The organism is Pseudogemmobacter hezensis (genome assembly GCF_013155295.1).
In the GTDB taxonomy this organism is placed as follows: Bacteria; Pseudomonadota; Alphaproteobacteria; order Rhodobacterales; family Rhodobacteraceae; genus Pseudogemmobacter; species Pseudogemmobacter hezensis.
Genome location: NZ_JABJXT010000010.1, coordinates 70,184 through 85,256, shown reverse-complemented (window position 1 = coordinate 85,256; position 15,073 = coordinate 70,184). Strand labels below are relative to the sequence as shown.

Annotated in this window: 14 protein-coding genes; all 14 read left to right on the top strand. The window is 64.1% G+C overall.

From position 1 onward, the window contains the following. Nucleotides 1-139 precede the first annotated feature (139 nt). The 14 genes from HOY34_RS12635 to HOY34_RS12570 all read left to right on the top strand — a co-directional run bounded on the left by HOY34_RS12635 (nucleotide 140) and on the right by HOY34_RS12570 (nucleotide 15,020). Entirely contained in the window at nucleotides 140-1,543 is a 1,404-nt protein-coding gene (locus HOY34_RS12635; protein ID WP_172363400.1) for an LLM class flavin-dependent oxidoreductase, read from the top strand. Then, the gene (locus tag HOY34_RS12630) at nucleotides 1,540-2,589 is read left to right on the top strand and encodes a methionine ABC transporter ATP-binding protein (protein ID WP_172363398.1); all 1,050 of its coding nucleotides are present in this window, start codon (nucleotides 1,540-1,542) and stop codon (nucleotides 2,587-2,589) included. Before HOY34_RS12635 ends, HOY34_RS12630 begins: the two co-directional genes overlap by 4 nt. Continuing rightward, a complete protein-coding gene (locus tag HOY34_RS12625; RefSeq protein WP_172363396.1) occupies nucleotides 2,579-3,238 on the top strand; it encodes a methionine ABC transporter permease in 660 nt (219 codons plus the stop codon). The genes HOY34_RS12630 and HOY34_RS12625 overlap by 11 nt, the downstream gene beginning before the upstream one ends. A 29-nt stretch (nucleotides 3,239-3,267) precedes the next feature. Next, on the top strand, nucleotides 3,268-4,080 hold the full coding sequence (locus HOY34_RS12620; protein WP_172363394.1) for a MetQ/NlpA family ABC transporter substrate-binding protein: 813 nt from the start codon (nucleotides 3,268-3,270) through the stop codon (nucleotides 4,078-4,080). Nucleotides 4,081-4,152: 72 nt separating this feature from the next. Beyond that, the gene (gene ssuD, locus HOY34_RS12615) at nucleotides 4,153-5,316 is read left to right on the top strand and encodes an FMNH2-dependent alkanesulfonate monooxygenase (protein WP_172363392.1); all 1,164 of its coding nucleotides are present in this window, start codon (nucleotides 4,153-4,155) and stop codon (nucleotides 5,314-5,316) included. Between the two features lies 1 nt (nucleotide 5,317). Then, nucleotides 5,318-6,532: an SfnB family sulfur acquisition oxidoreductase gene (locus tag HOY34_RS12610; RefSeq protein WP_172363390.1), complete on the top strand. Its 1,215-nt coding sequence runs from the start codon at nucleotides 5,318-5,320 to the stop codon at nucleotides 6,530-6,532. Between the two features lie 287 nt (nucleotides 6,533-6,819). Beyond that, nucleotides 6,820-7,509 carry a CMD domain protein gene (locus HOY34_RS12605; protein ID WP_172363388.1) on the top strand — a complete coding sequence of 230 codons (690 nt, stop codon included), beginning with the start codon at nucleotides 6,820-6,822 and terminating at the stop codon, nucleotides 7,507-7,509. Continuing rightward, nucleotides 7,502-8,092, top strand: coding sequence for a carboxymuconolactone decarboxylase family protein (locus HOY34_RS12600; RefSeq protein WP_172363386.1), 591 nt, complete (start codon nucleotides 7,502-7,504; stop codon nucleotides 8,090-8,092). Before HOY34_RS12605 ends, HOY34_RS12600 begins: the two co-directional genes overlap by 8 nt. A 49-nt stretch (nucleotides 8,093-8,141) precedes the next feature. Continuing rightward, nucleotides 8,142-8,942, top strand: coding sequence for a hypothetical protein (locus HOY34_RS12595; protein ID WP_172363384.1), 801 nt, complete (start codon nucleotides 8,142-8,144; stop codon nucleotides 8,940-8,942). A 92-nt stretch (nucleotides 8,943-9,034) separates the two neighbouring features. Continuing rightward, the gene (locus HOY34_RS12590; protein WP_172363382.1) at nucleotides 9,035-10,069 is read left to right on the top strand and encodes a serine O-acetyltransferase; all 1,035 of its coding nucleotides are present in this window, start codon (nucleotides 9,035-9,037) and stop codon (nucleotides 10,067-10,069) included. A gap of 316 nt (nucleotides 10,070-10,385) precedes the next feature. After that, the gene (locus HOY34_RS12585; protein WP_172363380.1) at nucleotides 10,386-10,853 is read left to right on the top strand and encodes a rhodanese-like domain-containing protein; all 468 of its coding nucleotides are present in this window, start codon (nucleotides 10,386-10,388) and stop codon (nucleotides 10,851-10,853) included. A gap of 202 nt (nucleotides 10,854-11,055) precedes the next feature. Further along, nucleotides 11,056-12,096, top strand: coding sequence for a serine O-acetyltransferase EpsC (gene epsC, locus HOY34_RS12580; RefSeq protein WP_172363378.1), 1,041 nt, complete (start codon nucleotides 11,056-11,058; stop codon nucleotides 12,094-12,096). A 130-nt stretch (nucleotides 12,097-12,226) separates the two neighbouring features. Beyond that, on the top strand, nucleotides 12,227-13,156 hold the full coding sequence (locus tag HOY34_RS12575; RefSeq protein WP_172363376.1) for a family 2A encapsulin nanocompartment shell protein: 930 nt from the start codon (nucleotides 12,227-12,229) through the stop codon (nucleotides 13,154-13,156). Continuing rightward, a complete protein-coding gene (locus tag HOY34_RS12570) occupies nucleotides 13,131-15,020 on the top strand; it encodes a family 2A encapsulin nanocompartment cargo protein cysteine desulfurase (RefSeq protein WP_172363374.1) in 1,890 nt (629 codons plus the stop codon). Before HOY34_RS12575 ends, HOY34_RS12570 begins: the two co-directional genes overlap by 26 nt. The last annotated feature ends 53 nt before the right edge of the window (nucleotides 15,021-15,073 follow it).

Genomic DNA, 15,073 nt, shown 5'->3' with positions numbered 1-15,073 from the left:
AGCAGCTTCCTTCTCTTTGCGGGGAAAGCTTTGGAATCGCCTCAGGCGGGCTTGCGGGGTTAATCACGTCATAACCTGTCGTGTTTTGAAGCCCGCGCTTCACAGGACGGCGCAGCGCCCCAGAAATGAGAAATCTCAGATGACCCGCAAGATCCGTTTCAACGCCTTTGACATGAATTGCGTCGGCCACCAGTCGCCAGGCCTCTGGGCGCATCCCGATGACCGCTCGGCCACCTATAAGGATCTGGACTATTGGCAGAACCTGGCCCGCACGCTTGAACGCGGCATTTTCGACGGCATCTTCATCGCCGATGTAATCGGCTATTATGATGTCTATAACGGCAATAATGACGGCGCGATCCGCAACGGGGCGCAGATTCCGGTCAATGACCCGATCCAGCTGGCCGCCCCTATCGCGCTGGCGACGCAGCATCTGGGGATCGGCATCACCGCCTCAACCAGCTTTGAGCACCCCTATACTTTCGCCCGCCGCATCGCCACCGCCGACCATCACACCAAAGGCCGGGTGGGCTGGAATATCGTCACCTCTTACCTGGAAAGTGGCGCGAAGAATATCGGCCAGGGCGGGCTGAAAAAGCACGACAACCGCTATGAGGTCGCCTCGGAATATCTTGAGGTGATCTACAAGCTGCTGGAAGGCTCCTGGGAGGAAGATGCCGTGCGCCGCGATGCGGATGGCCGCATTTTCGCCGATCCCGCAAAGGTGCATGAGATCGGCCATAAGGGCAAATATTTTGAGGTGCCGGGCTATGGGTTGACCGAGCCCTCGCCACAGCGCACGCCGCTGATCTATCAGGCCGGGGCCTCGGGTCCGGGCAAGGCCTTTGCCGCGAAACATGCGGAATGCGTGTTCGTCGGTGCGCCCTCAAAGGCGCTGCTGAAGGAATATGTCGCTGACATCCGCGCCCGCGCGGCGGCCGAGGGGCGCGATCCCTCAAAGCTTTATATCTATACGCTGATCACCATCATCACCGATGAGACTGAAGAAAAAGCCCGCGCGAAATTTGAGGATTACAGCAAGTATATCTCATATGAGGGCTCGCTTGTGTTCATGTCAGGCTGGAGCGGCGTCGATTTCGGGGCCTATCAGCCCGGCGAGGTGATCCGCAAGGTTGAGACCAATGCGATCCATTCGATGCTGGATGCCTTTGGCGGCAAAGACAAAGTCTGGACCGTGGATGAGCTGGCGAAATATGGCGGCATCGGCGGCCAGGGCCCGGTCTTTGTCGGCTCGCCCGAACAGATTGCCGACACGCTGCAGGATTGGGTGGCGGAAACCGATGTCGATGGGTTCAATATCGCCTATGCAGTGACGCCGGGATCCTTTGAGGATGTGGTCAATCTGATCGTGCCAGAGCTGCAAAAGCGCGGCGCCTATCCAACCGAATACACCCCCGGCACGCTGCGCGAAAAGCTGTTTGGCGCAGGGCCCTATCTGCCCGAAAACCACCCCGCCCAGCACTACCGCGACATTGAGGCCGTCAAGGCGGCGGAGACGGCAAAAGAGGCCGCCGCAGAATGATCCGCCTTGAGGCCGTCACCAAGAATTTCGCGTCAAAGCGCGGCACGCTTCCGGCGCTGCACGGGATCGACCTGCAGGTCGGGCGCGGCGAGATTTTTGGGATCATCGGCGCGTCGGGCGCGGGGAAATCAACCCTGGTGCGGCTGATCAACCTGCTGGAACGCCCCTCATCCGGCCAGGTCTGGATCGACGGGCAGCAGATCACCGATGCCCGCGGCACCGGGCTGCAGGCGCTGCGCCGCCAGATCGGCATGGTGTTTCAGCATTTCAACCTGCTCAGCGGGCGGACGGTGGCGCGCAATGTCGCCTATCCGCTGGAGCTGGCCGGAAAACTGACCAAAGCGCAGATCGCAGAGAAGGTCGCGGCACTGCTGGCGCGGGTGGGCCTGTCGGATCACGCGCAGAAATATCCGCGTCAGCTGTCGGGCGGGCAAAAGCAGCGCGTCGGCATCGCGCGGGCGCTGGCCAATGACCCGAAAGTGCTGCTGTGCGACGAGGCGACCTCGGCTCTGGATCCGCAGACCACGGGCCAGGTGCTTGATCTTTTGCAGGAAATCAACCGCGAGCTGGGCGTAACAATCGTGATGATCACCCATGAAATGGAGGTGATCCGCCGCGCCTGCGACCGTGTCGCCGTGCTGGAAAAGGGCCGCGTGGTCGAGGAAGGCCCGGTGGCAAAGGTCTTTTTGCACCCCGGCCACCCGGTCAGCCGCGCCCTTGTGCGCGAGGCCGAGGGCGATGCCGCCTTGTCCGATCCCGGCACCGCCACAGGCCAGCATCTGCGCCTGACCTTCACGGGGGCGGACACGCATCAGCCGCTTTTGTCGCGGATCGCCCGCGAATTTGGCGTCGATTTCGCCATTCTCGGCGGGCGCGTCGGCCATATCCGCACCACACCCTATGCGCAGTTTTCCATCGCGTTAAGCGGCGGCGATGCGGTGGCGGCCACTGCCGCGCTGCAGGCCGCAGGCGCCGCAGTCGAGGTGATCGGCGGCGCGGCCCCTGCTGCTGCGCCCGCCGAAGTGAGGCATCTTCATGTGGTTTGAACGTATCAACTGGGCCGATATCGGCACCGCACTTAGCCAGACGCTGGCCATGGTCAGCGTCTCGCTGGTGCTGACGGTGCTGATCGGGCTGCCGCTGGGGATCTTGCTGTTCGTCACCGGCAAGGGCCAGCCCTTCGCGCATGGCCTTGGCTATGGGATGCTGTCTTTTGTGCTCAACATCATCCGCTCGGTCCCGTTCATCATCCTTTTGATCGTGCTGATGCCAGTCACGGTGCTGATCACCGGCACCTCGCTGGGCATCAAAGGTGTGATCTTCCCGCTGGTCGTCGGCACGTCCCCCTTCTTCGCCCGCCTGGTGGAGACCGCGCTGCGCGAGGTTGATCCCGGCGTGATCGAGGCCAGCTTTGCCATGGGGGCCTCGCCCGTCCAGACAATCTTTCGCGCCGTCCTGCCCGAGGCACTGCCCGGCCTGATCGCCGCCGCGACCGTCACCGCGATTGTGCTGGTCGATTACACCGCCATGTCGGGCGCAATCGGCGGCGGCGGGCTTGGCGATCTGGCGATCCGCTACGGCTATCACCGCTTCCAGACCGAGATCATGCTGGTCTGCGTCGTGGTCCTTATTTTGCTGGTGCAGCTGATCCAGGCCTCTGGAAACAGCCTCGTGACCCGTTTCTCGCGCCGCTGAAACCCCATTCAATTCAAAGGACTAAGCCTATGTCAAAACTGAAAACATTTGCCCTGGCGGCCGCCGCCGCACTCGGGCTGTCGGGGGCCGCCCAGGCCCAGGAAAAGCTGGTGATCGGCGCGACCGCCATCCCGCATGCCGAGATCCTCGAATTCGTCAAACCCATCGTGGCCAAAGAAGGGATCGACCTCGATATCCGCGTTTTCACCGATTACATCCAGCCGAATGCGCAGCTGGTCTCGGGCGAGCTGGACGGCAATTATTACCAATACCGCCCCTATCTCAATGAATGGAACCGCGAGCGCGGCGACAATCTGACCGTGGTCGTCCCCGTCCATATTGAGCCTTACGTCGCCTATTCGACCAAAATCACCGCGCTGGATGAGTTGAGGGATGGCGCGAAAGTGGCGATCCCGAATGATCCGGTCAATGGCGGGCGCGGGCTTTTGCTGCTGCAACAGCTGGGCCTGATCAAACTGGGCGAATTCAAATCGCTGACCTCGCCCGAGGATCCGCTGCCGGGCCTGAAAGACGTGACTGAGAACCCGAAAAACCTCGATATTATCGAGCTGGAATCCGCCCTGCTGCCGCGCGCATTGAATGAGGTCGATCTGGGCGCGCTGAACGGCAATTACGTCTTTGAGGCGGGGCTTGATATCAACAAGGCGCTGTTTATCGACAATGGCCAGGACGGCCACAACGTCTGGAGCGAGTATCTGGTGACCCGCCCCGATGACACCAAAGATCCGCGCATCCAGATCCTTGCCAAAGCGCTGAACTCGGATGAGACGCGCCAGTTCATCCTGGAACGCTACAAAGGCCAGATCTTCCCCGCCTTCTGAGACCCGCTATGCCCCTCTCCCGCCCCTGCCCGGGCGGGAGATTTATCCCTGTCAGCCAGCCCGGACACCGCCATGACCCAATCTGACAAACCCCTGGATTTCCTGTGGTTCATCCCCTCATCCGGGGATGGTGCCTATCTGGGCAGCGATCTGCGGGCGCGGCCCGGTGATCCCGATTATTTCCGCCAGATCGCCCGCGCGGCGGATGATCTGGGCTATTCGGGCGTGCTGATCCCGACCTCGGTCGCCTGCGAGGAAAGTTTCATCCTGGCCGCAGATCTTGCCGCCCATACCGAGCGGCTGAAATTCCTGGTCGCGGTGCGCCCCGGCACCGCCTCGCCCGCCTATTACGCGCGGCTGGCCTCGACGCTGGATCGGCTGTCGCGGGGGCGGCTTTTGTTGAACATCGTGGTCGGCGGTGCCCCGGCTGAACTGGCGGGCGACGGCATCTTCCTGCCCCATGACGCCCGCTATGATCACGCCCGCGAGTTTTTCGACGTGTTCAACAGCCTGCTGGAAACCGGCGAGGCGCATCTGGATGGCAAGCATATCAAGGCCCATCATGCGAAGTTGGGCCTGCCCCCCTTCCAGGAGCCGCGCCCGCCTTTGTATTTCGGCGGCTCGTCGGATGCCGCGCATGATTTCGCGGGCGATTATGTCGAGAAATATCTGACCTGGGGCGAGCCCCCCGCCCAGGTCGCCGAGAAGATCGAGGCGGTGCGCAAGGCGGCCGCAGCAAAGGGGCGCAGGGTTTCCTTCGGCATCCGCCTGCATTTCATCGTTCGTGAGACGGACGCCGAGGCCTGGGAGGCCGCTGACCGTCTGATCTCACACCTCTCGGATGAGACGATCGCCAAGGCCCAGGCAGTGCAAAAGACCCAGTCAGATTCCGTCGGCCAGGAGCGGATGCGCCGCTTGCATGAGGGCCGGCGCGACCGGCTTGAGGTCTCTCCGAACCTTTGGGCGGGCGTGGGGCTGGTCAGATCGGGCGCGGGCACGGCACTGGTCGGCTCGCCCGCGACCGTTGCGGCCAGGCTGCGCGAATATCAGGAGATCGGCATCGATACGGTGATCGCCTCAGGCTATCCGCATCTGGAAGAGGCCTATACCGTGGCCGAACTTCTGTTCCCCGAAATCGGCATCAAACCGCCCCGCCCCGCCCTGCGCCCCTCTTTCGGTGCGCCTCAGGTCTTTGGCGGCGGCGGTCATGGCGGCAATGTTAAGGCGAAAGACTGAGATGACCGTTTCTGCACATTACCCGATCAACCCGCCCGCCGCCCATGTGATCAAAGACGATGCCGAGGCGATCCGCATCGCGCATGAGGTGGCCGCCTTCCTGCGCCCCGGCGCAGCCGCACGCGACGCGAACCGCGCCGTTCCCGCCGAGGTGGTCGATCACTTCTCGAACTCGGGCCTCTGGGGCATCCAGGTGCCAAAGGCCTATGGCGGTGCCGAGGTTTCCTATGCGACGCTGGCCGAGGTGATCGCCATCATCTCAGCCGCGGATCCTTCACTGGGGCAGATCCCGCAGAACCACTACTGCCTGCTGGAAGACCTGCGCCTGCAAGGGACCGAGGCGCAAAAGCAGCATTATTTCGGCCTCGTGCTGCAGGGCCACCGCTTTGCCAATGCGCTGTCGGAAACCGGCGGCAAGACCGTGGCCGATCTGCAGACCCGCCTCACCCGCGACGGCGAGGGCTATGTGATCGAGGGGCGCAAGGGCTATTGCACCGGCTCGCTTTACGCGCATTACCTGGGCGTGCTGGCGCTGGATGATGAGGGGCTGGGCCAGCTGGCCTTTGTCGCCCGTGACACGCCCGGCCTTGTGGTGGTCGATGACTGGGACAGTATCGGCCAGCGCACCACCTCCAGCGGCACGGTGCTGCTGGAACGGCTGAGGGTGCAGGATTTCAACCTGATCCCCAGCTATAAATCCTATGAAAGCCCGACACTTGCCGGGCCCTTCGCGCAGATCACCACGGCGGCGATTGACGCGGGGATCGCGCGGGCGGCGCTGGATGACACCATCGTCTTCGTGCGCGAACACGCCCGGCCCTGGATCGATTCCGGTGCCGAGCGCGCCTCTGACGACCCGCTGACCATTTTGCGCATCGGCGAGCTGGAGATCCGCCAGGCCGCCGCCGAGGCGCTGCTGGACCGCGCAGGCCGGGTGCTGGATCAGGCCAAACCCGCCCCCGATGAGGATAACGTCGCCCGCGCCTCGGTCGCGGTCGCCAAGGCCAAGGTGCTGACCACCGAGGTGGCGATCGAGGCCACCAACCGCCTGTTCGAGCTGGGCGGCACGCGCTCGTCCCTGCGAAAGCATGGCTTTGATCGTCACTGGCGCAATGCCCGCGTCCATACGCTGCATGATCCGGTGCGCTGGAAATACCATCTGGTCGGCAACTGGGCGCTGAACGGTGTCAAACCGCCGCGTCACGACTGGAATTAGGGACTGGAACTGATGGCTGCGCGATGAACGCAGGGGGCGGGGGCGCGAATCCTCCGCCCCTTTTTCATGGCCAGCCCCCATTGATAAAGCACAGCGCCCTGACAGGCGGGGGCATTTTTCGCCCCCGAAAGCCATGATTGGGGCGGGCTTCTTCTCCTGCAGGCGAAATAAAACACGTCTTATTTTATCGTCATTATGCAAGAATGCAGAAAGGGCAGCAGATACAGGCCCCGATCCGCCACCAATTCAGACCGGCATTTCAGGCCAACAATCCAGGAGAAAGAACCATGTCCCGCCATGATGCCAGCCTGCACCTGCTGACCATCGCCGAGCGTCTGGCGGGCCTGCCCCAGACCAGCCCGGTCGCGCGAGCGCTGCGCAACCGCCCAGAGCTGCTGGATGGGCTGGAGGCCAGCTATCGCGCTCTGTTCGAAAACCTTACCCCGGCCCAGGGGCGTGAGCGGCTGGCGATTGCGCTCTTTACCGCCAGCCTGCACGGCGATGAGGTGGTGACCGATCACTTCCATCAGCTGCTGGCCGCGCAGGACAATGCCCTGGCCCGGCTGGTGGCGCTTGAGGCCGCGAATGCCGCGCTGCCCGGCCCCTACGGCACCTGGCCACCCGGACCGCTGAGCGCCGAGGATCTGGACGGTCCGGTCTGGCGGGCCGATCCCGAGATCCAGGACCTGCTGGGCCACCGGCTGGCGGCAGCCTTCGCGCATGCGCATCTGATCACGCTTCATCCGCGCGACGCCAGCGAAGAGGCACTACAGGCACTGGCCGAGGCAGGCTGGACGCCCGATGAAATCCCCGGCCTGAACGGGCTGATCGCCTTCCTTGGGGCGCTTAGCCCGGTGGTTGCAGGGCTGCGGGCCTATGCCTTTGCCCGCCAGCCGCATTTGCTGGCCGGCGCGGCGGCACTTGCGGCCTCAAAGCAAACGGGCCAGTTCCAGCGCCCAGGCCGCGCCTATGGCTGAGACCACCCGACCCAGCCGCTTTGCGATGACGGGGCTGGCCTGGCAGACCTGGCAGTCAGGCGGGCTGGCCGGGTCGATCAGTGACAGTGAAAGCGGCCCGGCGCCGTTTCTGCCGCTGGCGCTGCACCAGCCCCGACCAAAGACCACCGCTGCCGATCAGATACAACAGACGCAGGCAGATGCACTGACGGCGGCGCAGGCCGCTCTGGCCCGCCGCCGGGGCCCCGGGCTTTCCCTGGGCGAGCGTGATCTGGTTGCCACCGCCGTTGCACGCCGCATCGGCTGCATATTCACCGCCGCCACCCATGCCCGCCGCGCCGCCCAGGGCCTGCGGCGCAAGCGCGAGGTCGAGCTCTTGCTGGAAGAGGGGCTGCCCTGCCCGCTGACAGGTCGCCTCGGGGCGGAAATCGACGCCGCCAGCGCCTTAAGCGCTGTGCCCGCCCGCACCTCGAACCGCCTGTTCTGGCGGCTGGAAGAAGAAAAGCTGGATGACCAGGAGATCGTCGATCTGATCCTGACCGCCGCCTATAGCAACTGGAACGCGCGGCTTGCCCTGGCCGCGGGCCAGAGCCTCCAGATCTGAGCCCACCCTCCGGCCCTTGCCCCAATCACCACAAAAGAAGCCGCCAGACATGAAAACCCAGGCCAAAGCAGAAAGGAAAAGCGAAGACTGGCAGCTGCTTGCGCCTGAGGGCAGCGCCTGGGCCGATACTGTGCAGCTTATGCTGGCGGCCCGATCCTGGCCGTTCCGGCGTCTGCCCTCCGAAAGCCGCGATCCAGGCGCGTATCCGGCACCGCCGCAGGGTGGGGCGCTGATCCCTCCGGGCATATATTCACCAGACGCAGGACCAATCGCATTTGCAGACGGGGCTGAGACACTGACCGCCATAACCCGTGCCTCTGGCGGGGCGGCGGCTGCGGGTGACCCGGCCAATCTGCAATTGGTTCAGCTGACCGAAGCCGCCCTTGCCCGGCTGGAACACCTTGATCCAGGCGCATTCCCGGCCGATCTGGATCTGGCGATCTTCGCCCTGCGCCAGGCGCTGCACCCGCTGGAAGCCCTGGCAACCGCCCGGCCAGCCACCCGCACCGCCCTGGCCGATGCGCTCCCTGATGACAGCGCCTGCATCCTCGCGCCGCTTTTGTGGCGGCTGGGTCTTTACGACCGGCATCTGAACCTTTTCCTGCTTTCCGGCCTGCCAGGGCTAAGCGCCCTGCGCACCCGGCTGTTGCAACAGCCCCTGATCGCCGCACTGTTTCACCCCGGAGCAGAGCTGGACTGGCTGCGCCGCTTTCGCGCAGCACATCACAGCCCGCGCACAGCCACAGACTGGTCGCGCGCGCTTGGCCCCGAGGGCAGAGAGAAATCCCTTCCCCACAAGGCCCAAAGAAGAAAAGATCCTTCCATTGGCAGCGCGGATCACATTCGCTAGGCACCCGTCAGCGCAAACTCAGCCAATTGACCGGGTCTGACACCCAGGGCCTGCGCTGACAGCCTGTGCCAATGCCAGCGACGGAGCGCGCGATGGACGGATCCCCCAAAGACACCACCCCGCCCTGGACCAACCCGGTCACAAATCCGCTCACAAACGCGGTCTTTGACAATACCCCCAATCCGGCTGACAGCACGGATGGCCCGGAGCTGATCGCGGCCCTGACCGAAAAGCTGCGGCTTTTGCGGCTGGTCTCGCAACAGCGGCGCTATCACGGGCGTCCGACGCCGCGCCTGCCCTCAAAACGCGCGATTATCGAGGTGCTGAACGATGCGGTCTCGGCGCTTTATCCGCGCCATTTCGGCCCCGTCGATCTGCAGCCCGACCAGACCGACAGCTTTGTCGCCTCTATGCTGGCCTCGATCCGCGACCGCCTCTCTGCGCTGATCACCACCGAGCTGATGCTGGCCCCCGATGCCAGCCCCGACACCGCGCAGCACCAGGGCGAAAGCATCGCCCGCGAATTCGTCGCGCAGCTGATCATCGTGCGCGATCTGCATGACACCGATATCCTGGCAGCCTATAAGGGCGACCCTTCGGCGCAAAGCCTGGATGAGGTGGCCTTTTGCTTTCCGGGCGTGGCGGCGATCCTGCATCACCGCATCGCACATACGCTTTACCGCAGCGGCATCGGCATGATCGCCCGCATCATGGCCGAACATTCGCATTCGCTGACCGGGATCGACATCCATCCCGGCGCGAAAATCGGCCCGGCTTTCTTCATCGACCACGGCACCGGGGTGGTGATCGGCGAGACTGCGGTGATCGGGCGCAATGTGCGGCTTTATCAGCAGGTGACGCTGGGGGCCAAAAGCTTCCACGATGACGGCAGCGGCAGCCTGGTCAAGGGCGAGCCACGCCATCCGATCATCGGCGATGATGTGGTGATCTATGCAGGCGCGACCATCCTGGGGCGGATCACGCTGGGCAAGGGGGCGGTAATCGGCGGCGGCGTCTGGCTTTTGGCAAGCGTCGCGCCGGGCGCGGTCGTCACCCAGGCGCGGCCCCAGTTGCGGATGACCGAAGGCGGCACCGCTGAGCCTGGCCAGCAGCCAGACAGCCCGTGATCCGGCAGCCATGGCCTGATCGCGGGCGGCGCTGATTCTCTGGCACAGCGCCGTTCTCCGATAGGAACCTTATGGCCCAAACCGGATCTGCAGGGCCGCAGCCGCGTCAGGGCCCAGCAAAACGCTTCCCCGAAAATGCCCGGCGAAAGAGAAATATTATCCCCGCCAGGCTTTGCGCGATTGCGGCATTCCAAGTTTGCATTTGCGCGCCCGGCGGGCTGCAAATCCTGTTCCCGGCACGCGGATTACGGCGCTATCCTGACCCTGTTGCGAAGGCGATCCGGTCCCTGTGAGCGGCGCCCGTGTCAGGAGTGTGATGATGAATCTGCGTGCCGATACCCGCTTTTCAGCCACCCCCGTTCCCTCAGGCCAGGCCCTGACCGAGGCCATCGGCTTTGCCGGGCTGGTCAGTCCGCAGAGCGCCTGGGATCTGTTTTCCCGTGGCGAGGCGGCTCTGCTGGATGTGCGCACCATTGAGGAACGCGCCTATGTCGGGCGGATCGAGGGCTCGCTGCATGTGGCCTGGGCCACGGGCACCGCGATGAACCGCAACCCGCATTTCATCCGTCAGGTCGCGCAACAGTTGCCCGACAAGGCCGCCAGAATTCTGCTGCTTTGTCGCAGCGGCAAAAGATCCGCCGCCGCCGCCGAGGCGCTGACAAAGGCAGGTTACACGGCCGTCTACAGCGTCGACCAGGGCTTCGAGGGCAATCTTGATGCCCATGGTCACCGGGGCGGTCTGGATGGCTGGCGTTTTCATGGTCTGCCCTGGCTGCAAGACTGAAGCCGCGTGGCCCGCTGTGGCCTCTGCCGCCTGGATCGGATCTGACCGGCGGCATTTGTCCCCGACATTTTCCCCCGCTCCTTTTTTCAGGGCGTTTTCAGAACGCCCCTTCCCCCCAAGGCCCCCCTTCCCCACGAGCCCCCTTCCCCCACGGCCCCCTTCCCCATGACGCCGGGGAGCCTCAGGTTTAACGGAGACTGAAATGCCAGAACCGGCCCGCAGCCACGGCCCCGATGCCCGCGCGACGGCAAAGACCTCTCTCTGTGCTGCCGCATCCACCGGGGTGCCGCACGGCCCCTTCCCGTCTGCCGCAGCCCAAAGCGATGACATCGCCGCCACCGTCGCAGGCCTTGCCCAGGCCCGCCATGACTGGCGCATCTCGCAGCTGCGGCTGGAAGAGGCGGGCCCGCGAGAGCTGCCCTCGCCCGAGCGGGTGGCCGCCATCGTCACCGATCTGCGGGCGGTGCTGTTCCCGATGCGCCTTGGCCCGGCAGATCTGCGCCAGGAGAATGAGAACGGCTTTATCGCCAGGACGCTGACGCGCGTGGTGCATGAGCTGACCCATGAGGTGCGGCTTGAACTCGACTGGGCGCGCCGCACCCTGGGCGCGGGCGAGGCCCCCGACCCTGCGGCGGCAGGGGTGCTGGTTTCAGCCTTCATCCGGGCGCTGCCCGACATTCGGCGGCTGCTGGACAGCGATGTCGTCGCGGCCTTTCGAGCCGATCCGGCGGCACGCGGCGTCGATGAGGTGCTTTTGTGCTATCCGGGGCTGCGGGCGCTGATCAACCACCGCATGGCGCATCGGCTGTCACTTTTGGGTCTGCCGCTGATCGCCCGGCTGATCGCTGAAATGGCGCATGGAGAAACCGGGATCGACATCCATCCCGGTGCCCGCATCGGCGCCTCGTTCTTCATCGACCATGGCACCGGAACGGTGATCGGTGCCACCGCCATCATCGGCGAGCGCGTGCAGCTGTTCCAGGGTGTCACGCTGGGGGCCAAAAGCTTCCCCACCGATCAGCAGGGCAATGTCGTCAAAGGCCTGCCGCGCCATCCGATCATCGGCGATGACGTAGTGATCTATTCCGGCGCGACCGTGCTGGGGCGGGTCAGTATCGGCGAGGGCTCGGTCCTTGGCGGCAATGTCTGGGTCACGGCTGATGTGCCCCCCTTCAGCATCGTCTCCCAGGCCCGGGTGCAATCGCGTGAACAGCCAGAGAATGAACATGCCAAAAGCGCCTGAACACAGCCGCCATTACAGCAGAAAATTCTCCCAAAATTGATTGAATTGGAACTATTTTCTGCCGAAACCCTGATCGAAGAAATAATTTTCCCACAGCATTCTATCCCACCCTCCTCAAGCGGAGCGCCTCATGGCTGATCTGACCCCGCAATCTGCGCTTGGCGATACCGCCGCCCGCCAGCTTGCCAATGCCACCAAAACCGTCCCGATCCTTTCGACGATCAGCCCGCGCTGGCTGGTTCACCTGCTGCAATGGCTGCCCGTCGAGGCCGGGATCTATCGTCTGAACACGGTGAAAAATCCGCAGGATGTGCATGTGGCCTGCACGGCCCGCGAGGACGAATCCGAACTGCCGCAGACCTTCGTCGATTATGATGAGACCCCGCGCGAGTACTTCCTGAACGGCGTCTCGACCATTGTCGATGTGCACACAAGGATCTCGGATCTCTATTCCAGCCCCTTTGACCAGGTCAAAGAGCAGCTGCGTCTGGCGATCGAGACGATCAAGGAAACCCAGGAAGGCCAGCTGATCAACAACCCGGATTACGGCCTTCTGGCCAATGTCCACCCCGATCAGGTGAACTACCCGCTGACCGGCGCACCGACGCCCGATGATCTGGATCTGCTGATCGCCAAGGTCTGGAAAGAGCCCGCCTTCTTCCTGACCCATCCCGATGCCATCGCAGCCTTCGGCCGTGAATGCACCCGTCGCGGTGTGCCGCCACCCACGGTCTCGCTGTTTGGCTCGCAATTCCTGACCTGGCGCGGCATTCCGATCATCCCGTCGGACAAGGTTCCCGTGGTTGACGGCAAGACCAAGATCCTGCTGATCCGGGTTGGCGACAAGCGTCAGGGCGTGGTCGGCCTTTATCAGCCGGGCCTCGCGGGCGAGCAGGCCCCGGGGCTTTCGGTCCGCTTCATGGGGATCAACCGCTCGGCCATCGCGTCTTACCTGATCAGCCTCTACTGCTCGCTGGTCGTGCAATCGCCGGATGCCCTGGCTGTGCTGGATGATGTGGAGATCGGCAAGTTCCATGACTATCCCGACACCTACAAGTAACTCGCTTCCGGGCCCGGTTGAGACGCCGCAGGGCCTGCCCGATGTGGCGGCGCTGACCCAGCTTGCCGCGCAGTTCTTCGCCGCAGCTCCGGCTGCGGCGGGCGGGACGCCGGAGATCCCGGCGGCGGCTCATCTGCCATCGAACCCGGTGCCCGGAAATCCGCAGCCGGCGGGTTTCTCGCCGGGGCCGCTGGCCAATGGGCCGGCGCTTCCGGGGGCCTTCGCGCCCGGGGCCAATGCCGCGCCATCGACACCCCAGGACGGGGCCGCTGTGCTGGCCTCGACTCCATCGCTTGCGCCGAAGGCTGCAGCGGTCAATGGGTTGCCGGATCATGCGACCACGGTGCCACCTGCGTTGAACGGTCGTTTCGGCGGCCATGCGCTTGGGGTGCCGCAGGTCAGCCCGCGTGCGGCGCCCTCGCCCACAGCCGCGCATGGGGCAGAGGGCGGATCGCCCTTCTACTTCCTGGCTGATGCCGCGCCCTATGCGCCGCAAAGCCGGGCCCCGGATGTGCCGCGCGAGGATCTGGTCTCGGCCAGCAGCTTTGGCCTGCCGGGTGCAGATGATCTGAAGGCGCTGCTGGCGGGTAAGCACAGCACAAAGGCCCCGGCCCGCGCAGAAACCCCTGCGCAGCCGACACGCGGGGCCTTTGATGTCCATGCCGTGCGCCGCGATTTCCCGGTGCTGCAAGAGCGGGTAAATGGGCGGCAACTCGTGTGGTTCGACAATGCCGCGACCACGCAAAAGCCGCGCCAGGTGATTGATCGTATCTCATATTTCTACGCGCATGAGAATTCGAACATCCACCGCGCCGCGCATGAGCTGGCTGCCCGCGCCACCGATGCCTATGAAAAGGCCCGAGAAACCGTGCGGCGGTTTATCAATGCGCCCTCAGTCAATGAGGTGATCTTTACCCGTGGCACCACCGAGGCGATCAACCTGGTGGCCAAATCCTGGGGCGCGAAACACATCGGCCAGGGCGATGAGATCATCGTCTCAAACCTCGAACATCACGCCAATATCGTGCCCTGGCAGCAGCTGGCCTGGGCGGTCGGCGCGAAGATCAAGGTGATCCCGGTTGACGATGACGGCCAGGTGATCCTGTCCGAATATCAGCGCCTCTTGGGGCCGAAGGTGAAGCTGGTCTCGGTCACCCAGGTGTCGAACGCGCTTGGCACCGTGGTTCCGGTCAAAGAAATCGTCGATCTGGCGCATCGGAATGGATCGAAAGCGCTGGTCGACGGGGCGCAGTCGATCAGCCACATGCGGGTGGATGTGCAGGATATCGGCGCGGATTTCTTTGTTTTCTCGGGCCATAAGATCTTTGGCCCGACCGGCATCGGCGCGCTCTGGACAAAGGCCGAGGTCCTTGACGACATGCCGCCATGGCAGGGCGGCGGCAATATGATCGAAGACGTCACTTTTGAGCGCACCCGCTTTCAGCCCGCGCCGAATAAGTTCGAGGCTGGCACCGGCAATATCGCCGATGCGGTGGGCCTGGGTGCCGCGCTGGAATATGTCGAGGACTGGGGGATCGAGAACATAGGCCGCTATGAGCATGAGCTGCTCGATTATGCGACCCATCTTCTGCGCCCGATCAAAGGCGTGCGCCTGGTCGGCACGGCGCGGGACAAGGCAAGCGTCCTGTCCTTCACGCTGGACGGCTATACCACGCATGAGGTGGGGGTTGCCCTGAACGAAGAGGGGATCGCGGTTCGCACCGGGCATCACTGCGCCCAGCCGATCCTGCGCCGTTTCGGGCTTGAGACGACCGTGCGCCCGTCTTTGGCCTTTTACAACACCACCGATGAGGTGGACCGCTTTATCCAGGTGGTTAAACGGCTGTCCTCGGCACCCCGCTGAGGGCCTGGAAGATGGAAACCCCGCCCTGGTAAAACTGGGCGGGGTTTTGCCGT